This is a genomic window from Bacillus massiliigorillae (assembly GCF_000380245.2).
Lineage (GTDB): Bacteria > Bacillota > Bacilli > Bacillales > DSM-1321 > Bacillus_AD > Bacillus_AD massiliigorillae.
Genome location: NZ_HG428741.1, coordinates 1413955 through 1420529 on the forward strand (window position 1 = coordinate 1413955; position 6575 = coordinate 1420529).

Sequence of the window (6575 nt, forward strand, 5' to 3'; positions counted from 1 at the left end):
GGAGTAACTGGTGAGACAGGAGTAACTGGTGAGACAGGAGTAACGGGAGCCACAGGAGTAACTGGTGAGACAGGAGTAACTGGTGAGACAGGAGTAACGGGAGCCACAGGAGTAACGGGAGCCATAGGAGTAACCGGAGCAACCGGAGCAACCGGAGCAACAGGAACAACAGGAGAAAGAGGAGCCACCGGAGCCACCGGAGCAACAGGACCTACAGGTATCACAGGTTCAAGTGCAGTTATTCCATATGCATCTGGAATTCCGCTTGCGTTAACGTCTGTTTTAGGTGGTTTAGCTTCTACTCAGGGAGTTGTAGGATTTGGAAACTCAGGGTTAATTACTAGTGTTATAGGAGCGAATATTGATTTAACAGGTGGCTCAGGCCTTCTCGAGAACTTTGCTTTCTCTGCTCCAAGATCAGGCACAATTACAGCTATTTCTGCATTTTTCAGTGTTGCAGTAGCTCTTGTATTAGCTGTACCAGCAACTATAGGAGTGGATGTTTATAGATCTAGCCCTCCTACTAATACTTTCGTGCTTGAAGGATCTATGACATTACCAGCAATTCCAGCTTTATCTATAATAGGAACAACTACTAGTAATTCTCTGACATTTGCAACACCTATTTCTGTGCTCACTGGAGACCGAATATTGCTTGTATTTAATGTATCGGCAACTCTAGCTGGAGCTGTAACTGGATACGGTAGTGCAGGAATTACATTTACGTAATCATCACCGCTTAAGAAAAATGTAATTCAGATACGCTATAAATACCAATTTTAAATGAAAATTAGAAAAAATATAAAACCAGCATCTTCAATCTTTGCTAAGATTGGACATGTTGGTTTATTTTAGTTGGTTAGTATAATATCAAATATTATTTTGAGATTCATTCATATTCTTCATAATGAAATTGATATACAAAAATAATAAAAATTCTTTTTATTTAATTGTAGAAAATCAAGAAAAAGCTATAATGGATGGTAGGCTTGTACAACGAAAATATATGAAGGAATAAAATGTAACATTATCTAATGGAGATGACAAAGGAGGAAATAAAAAGATGAATTTATCAGTAATACCACGAAAAAAATATACAAACTTTTATACACCTTTGGAGAAGTTAGAGACATTATCAACTGTATTAGGTGGACCGAATATTTTTATGAAACGTGACGATTTATTAGGGCTGACAGCAGGAGGAAATAAAACGAGGAAGTTAGAGTATTTAGTAGCAGATGCTCAAAAGAAAGGGGCAGATGTACTAGTTACTTGTGGCGCTGTTCAATCAAATCACTGTCGATTAACATTAGCTGCTGCTGTAAAAGAAAAGATGAAATGTGTTCTTGTGCTTGAAGAAGGTGAGAATAAAGCTAGTGATGAACCGACAGGAAATTATTTTTTATATCAACTTCTTGGTGCAACAGAGATGAAGTTTGTTCCAGAGGGGTCTGATTTAATGGCTGAAATGCAAAAGGTTGAAAAAGAACTCATTGCAAATGGACATACTCCATATTTAATTCCCGTAGGAGGTTCTAATCCAATTGGAGCAACTGGTTACGCAGCGTGTGCACAGGAGCTTCTTGCTCAAGCGTATGATCAGCAAATAGGAATGGATTATGTAGTATGTACTAGTGGTAGTGGTGGTATGCATGCAGGATTAGTTGCTGGTTTTCTAGGACTAAATAGTGATGTTCCGGTTATTGGAATGAATATTAGTCGTAATAAAGAGGAGCAAGAAGAAAAAGTTTACAATCTATTAGTAGAAATGAGAAATCACTTACATATAAATCAAAATGTATCTCATGAACATGTGCAATGTATAGATGATTATGTTGGACCAGGATATGCAGTTCCAACAAATGAAATGATTGAGGCAGTAAAGTTAGTTGCTAGTACAGAAGGTATTTTATTAGATCCTGTATATACAGGTAAAGCAATGGCAGGGCTGATTGACTTAATTCGTAAAGGGAAATTTAATAAAGATGATAATGTTGTTTTTGTTCACTCCGGTGGATCGCCTGCGTTATATGCGTATACATCTATTTTTAATGAGAAAATGGAATTAATAGAATAGCTCTCAATTATATAACTGCGAAAATAAAGCTAATTGATATACCAAAAAGTGTAGAAGAGAAGGAATAAATCCTTGCTCTCCTACACTTTTTATTTTTAAAATTCCTTTAATATAATAGTTTACCTATACACTGAACTAGGAATGTTTGCTTTTGGATTTCCATTTGCATAAGGAGCAATTTCATATTCTTGATAAATTACACTTATACCTGTATTAGTAAAAATAAAAGTAGAGTATTGGTTAAGTTTTATATCTTGAATGGTAACATCAGTGAATAATATTCCTGCTTTCTTAAAATAATTATAGATATACTGCTTTGTTTTTGTTGCTTTGGATGGCTTTACAATATCAGTTAGTAAGATTTTTTTACCAGTATTAATATTGAAATTATATGTATCGACAGCCCTAAATCCGTGAATTCCGCCTGTATAAATGTCGGTATACATAATAATACTAATATAATTGCTATCTTGATAAATTAATTTATAACTAGATTTATAGCTCCATATACAAGCTGTTGGTATCTCTGTACAAATTTCATCACCTTGAATTGCTTCTGTATCTCTTTTTAAAGCACTATAGGAATCATAGTGCGCTTTTGCTTTTTGTTGGAAATACATGTTGATATTATTTTGGACTTTTGTGTTTTTGATTCCAGATAATTTAGGATAGGCTAAATCTTTAATATTTTTGTAGTAAACAGCAGTAGCTGTTATTTGACTAGAAGTTGCATTCGCTGCGCTTGAACCAACTGGAATTACACCTAAAAAAAGAGCTAATATAATAATTACCTTTAAAACTTTCAATTTCTTCACGTTTTATCCTCCTTTGATAATATAAACAGATGCTATTCTATAGTATTATTTTTAAAAATGAAAGAAAGTTGCATTAATTAACAAAATTACACTTTCCATACAAAGTTATAGGTCTTGAAAAATCGCGAAAAGTTGAGAGCTATGATAGATAAAATTAATTAATATAAAAAAACATGAATCATTTTTCAGAGAAATACGTATTAAAGATATATAAAGATAATTTTTGGAGGAGAATAATGAAAAGAAAGATTAGCATATTAGTGTCTGTCATCTTATGTATTTCAATTCTTTCAGGTTGTAATTGGTTTTCTAATGAATTAGGGAAATTGGAACGAGCTTTAAAAGGTCAAGAAGTAGTAATTCAAACCTATGATGAAGAAAGTAACATTATCGATAGAGTAAAAGGGAAATCTGTAAGTATTAGTGCAGATGAAAAGTTTGATTTGAAAGATTCTGAGGGCAATAAGGTTGAAAAATCATCTGTGATAAGTTTAACTGTTGGTGGAAATTCAATGTTGCACGTAGGAAGTAGTCTAATCATGCGTGAACAAGGGCTAACTGACGTATTTGATGAATATGCTCAGAAAGTTGATATTAATAATAATGATCGTTCAGTACCATTTATTAATAATATGATTAACGAAGTAAAAAATTTAACAACAGGAAAGAAAAAAGTAATCCTAATTCGTTCACAATCAGGTAAGCCTTTAGCGACATATGTAGGAGATAAAGTTTCCTATTTTGCAACGGATGTAGACAAATCTACTGGTTTATTAATTGATGGTAAGTATTTATTTATATATCGTTGTGACTACACGATTTATGATATGGAATTGTTACAGTAAGACAAGATAAGTAAGAAGCTCAAGAATCATACTTGAGCTTCTTTGTTCTCTTCATTTTTATTTCCAATAATTCCTGCCCAATAGCAGTAACGAATCCATAATGTTGCTAAAACGATTAGTATAATTAATTTCGCTTTTACTGGGAGGAAGAGCAATGTCATTATTGCTAGAACAATAAAAACGGACATTACCATCAAGTTTTTTTGATTTTTATTCATATGTAACCCATCCTAGCATTAGTAAGTTTCTCCTTAATAATATTATCATAATATAGTGATAATAGGGTATATTTTATCAAAACAAATAATTCTTATTAGTTAATCACCCTATGACCTTAGATATTAATTAAAATAGTTTTGGAAAGGTACAAGGAGAAATAATTGCATTAATACTTAGAAGGAATGAAGTCGAAGGAAATTAGGAATAACATTGTTGTGTTAATTTTAAAGATGATAAATATATGAATACATAATTTACAGAAGTGAAGGAAATCTTAACAGTGAGGAGGTGCAAGGATGACAAAAATTGGAGTAGAACAATCATTAACTGATATTCAAGATGCCTTGACTGAACAGGGTTACAACGTTGCTCAATTACGACACGCAGAAGACGCTGAAGGTGTAGATTTCGATTTTTGTGTAGTATCAGGATTGGACACGAATGTAATGGGTATTCAAGATACAAAAACAAATGCGACTATCATCGAAGCAAATGGAATGACAGCGAATGAAATTGTCAACGAAATCAGAAGTAGATTAAATCAATAATAAAGAATAACAAAAGCATACATACACTATGATTATTATAGTGTACAACACACAAATAAGGGAGTAGCCATAATGGCTACTCCCTTACGAAGTCTTTAAAGTGATTAATTCAAAATCAGTCATGGTGCAAATATGTAATAAATGTTCAAGGAACAAATATTGTGAGTGGGGATAATTATATGAATATCGCACTTTATTGAACAGGGAAAAGTTTTTTAAATCTTCATTAACACAATGTAATTATAGATAGTAATGATGTTGGAGGTTACATATTGAGAGCGGAATAAGTTAAGGGTTAATCGTATTGAAAGTGGTTTTTGGGATGTTAAATCACTTTTTAGGATAGGTTATAATTCCAATAGCTAAAGGATATAATCTATGTTACAGAAATAAGCGATTCGTTTTAGGGTCTTTCAAATGACTAAGGTTAAGATCTTGACAAATTTGATTAGATAGTTCCTGCTTCCAACCGGCGGATTTAGGTTGAACGACAACAGTAAAGGACTTTTCACTAATTCTTACAAAATGAATGTCATTAATTGAATGAATTGTATTGGTGCTGTTCATTGATTCAATTAATTGTTCGATTTGATCTCTTACATACTTATCAAAACTAGCAGATGGATTTGCCAATCGAAACGTATTTTCAATAATAGTAAGTTGCATAATATTCTCCTTTCTACAAAAAAATCTTTAATAATATATTCTATTTTTTTGAATGAAATCCTTTTAAAAAATTTAGTTTATGAAACAAAATAGTATGGATGAAAGCTTACTTAATATTTTTATTATGTCTCCTATATCTTTTAATCCGGATTAAAAGTCACAAAAAAAAGAGCAACATTAATTATGCTGCTAATTAAAAAATAAACCTAAGTTTAGGAGGACGTTTTATTTATTATATGAAATAAATCTTAAATTGATTAGACATTTGTGTTAAATCAAATTCAATAAGAACATCCAGCAATTATAAAATTGCTGGATGCCAAGATATTTTCGCAATAAGCTGATTTTAAGTTATAGGGCGGATTTATTATAGATTTTAAAATAAATTAATAATTTGATTGACTGTTAGATTTCCTCTTTTGGATTAATCCTGTTAAATCGGATTACAGAATTTTCCGGATGCGATACCAGTAGGATTAATTCCAACAGGGACTGTAGCAATAACTGTACCTGTTGCTACATTTATAACTGATACGGTATCAGCAGCTTGATTCGTAACGTAAGCAAAAGCATTATCCGGCGTGAAGGTTACTTGATCCGGTGATAATCCCACTGTAATAGTATTAATGACCGTATTTGTCGTTGTATCAATAACAGAAACATTGTTACTAGCCTTATTAACAACATAGATTTCAGTACCATTTGGTGAAGTAGCTATTCCTACAGGTTCAGATCCTACAGTTATTGTACCTACCACTGTATTCGTCGTAGTACTAATGATAGATACATTATTAGTAGTTTGATTAGTGACATAGACAAGAGAACCAGTTAAATTCGTAGTTAGTAATCGAGGTCTAGTTCCAACAGTAACTGTAGCTATAACAGTATTAGTACCAACATTAATGACAGAGACATTATTTCCTAATTCGTTTGAGACGTAAGCTAATGTTCCATCTGGTGTGAAAACGATTCCTTGAGGGGCATTACCTACAGGAATAGTAGCTATGACGGCTAGTGTTGTAGCATTAATAACAGAAACATTGTTAGAACCATGATTTCCAACATAAACGAGCGTACTATTAGGTGAAACAGCTACACCGATAGGATTAGCACCGACAGTAACGGTAGCAATATTTGTATTTGTTGATGTGTCAATAACATTTACAGCATTGGAAAATAAGTCAGTCACATAAGCTCTTAGTCCATCAGGCGAGACTGTTACCTCAAGAGGGGCACTACCTACAGTAATGGTGCTTACTATTGTATTCGTCGCGGAATTAATGACTGAAATAAAATCGAATGGATCTCCAGCTGGTGAACCAGCATCTGAAACATAAATATCAAAACCACAAAATGGTGTAATTCCTGTAGGTCCTGTAGGCCCTGTAGGTCCCGTAGCACCAGT

General features: G+C 32.9%; 8 protein-coding genes. 4 read left to right on the forward strand and 4 right to left on the reverse strand.

Going from position 1 to position 6575, the window contains the following annotated elements:
* On the forward strand, positions 1 to 729 hold a 729-nt coding region (locus TX86_RS27165), incomplete at its 5' end, for an exosporium glycoprotein BclB-related protein (RefSeq protein WP_042347385.1).
* Between the two features lie 334 nt (positions 730 to 1063).
* Positions 1064 to 2077: a D-cysteate sulfo-lyase gene (gene cuyA / locus TX86_RS06565; protein ID WP_042347387.1), complete on the forward strand. Its 1014-nt coding sequence runs from the start codon at positions 1064 to 1066 to the stop codon at positions 2075 to 2077.
* A 119-nt stretch (positions 2078 to 2196) separates the two neighbouring features.
* Here the strand turns inward: cuyA and TX86_RS06570 are convergent, their stop codons facing one another.
* Positions 2197 to 2892 carry a DUF3298 and DUF4163 domain-containing protein gene (locus tag TX86_RS06570; RefSeq protein WP_042347389.1) on the reverse strand — a complete coding sequence of 232 codons (696 nt, stop codon included), beginning with the start codon at positions 2890 to 2892 and terminating at the stop codon, positions 2197 to 2199.
* A 236-nt stretch (positions 2893 to 3128) separates the two neighbouring features.
* On the opposite strand from TX86_RS06570, the gene TX86_RS06575 reads away from it, so the two are divergent.
* The gene (locus TX86_RS06575) at positions 3129 to 3737 is read left to right on the forward strand and encodes a DUF5052 family protein (RefSeq protein WP_042347392.1); all 609 of its coding nucleotides are present in this window, start codon (positions 3129 to 3131) and stop codon (positions 3735 to 3737) included.
* Between the two features lie 26 nt (positions 3738 to 3763).
* On the opposite strand, the gene TX86_RS06580 is transcribed toward TX86_RS06575, so the two are convergent.
* Positions 3764 to 3955, reverse strand: coding sequence for a hypothetical protein (locus tag TX86_RS06580; protein ID WP_042347394.1), 192 nt, complete (start codon positions 3953 to 3955; stop codon positions 3764 to 3766).
* Positions 3956 to 4252: 297 nt separating this feature from the next.
* Here TX86_RS06580 and TX86_RS06585 point away from each other — a divergent pair, with 297 nt between their 5' ends.
* Entirely contained in the window at positions 4253 to 4504 is a 252-nt protein-coding gene (locus TX86_RS06585) for a YkuS family protein (RefSeq protein ID WP_042347396.1), read from the forward strand.
* A gap of 381 nt (positions 4505 to 4885) precedes the next feature.
* Here the strand turns inward: TX86_RS06585 and TX86_RS06590 are convergent, their stop codons facing one another.
* Together TX86_RS06590 and TX86_RS06595 are read right to left on the reverse strand one after the other, a co-directional pair.
* Complete coding sequence (locus tag TX86_RS06590; protein WP_042347398.1) at positions 4886 to 5170, reverse strand: hypothetical protein; 285 nt, start codon at positions 5168 to 5170, stop codon at positions 4886 to 4888.
* Positions 5171 to 5603: 433 nt separating this feature from the next.
* Positions 5604 to 6575, reverse strand: a 972-nt coding sequence (locus tag TX86_RS06595) for a beta-propeller fold lactonase family protein (protein ID WP_042350240.1), incomplete at its 5' end; no start/stop codon positions are given.

Coding starts and splice junctions, on each gene's coding strand:
- cuyA (WP_042347387.1), top strand. CDS start 1,064: ATGAATTTATCAGTAATACCACGAAAAAAATATACAAACTTTTATACA.
- TX86_RS06575 (WP_042347392.1), top strand. CDS start 3,129: ATGAAAAGAAAGATTAGCATATTAGTGTCTGTCATCTTATGTATTTCA.
- TX86_RS06580 (WP_042347394.1), bottom strand. CDS start 3,955: ATGAATAAAAATCAAAAAAACTTGATGGTAATGTCCGTTTTTATTGTT.
- TX86_RS06585 (WP_042347396.1), top strand. CDS start 4,253: ATGACAAAAATTGGAGTAGAACAATCATTAACTGATATTCAAGATGCC.
- TX86_RS06590 (WP_042347398.1), bottom strand. CDS start 5,170: ATGCAACTTACTATTATTGAAAATACGTTTCGATTGGCAAATCCATCT.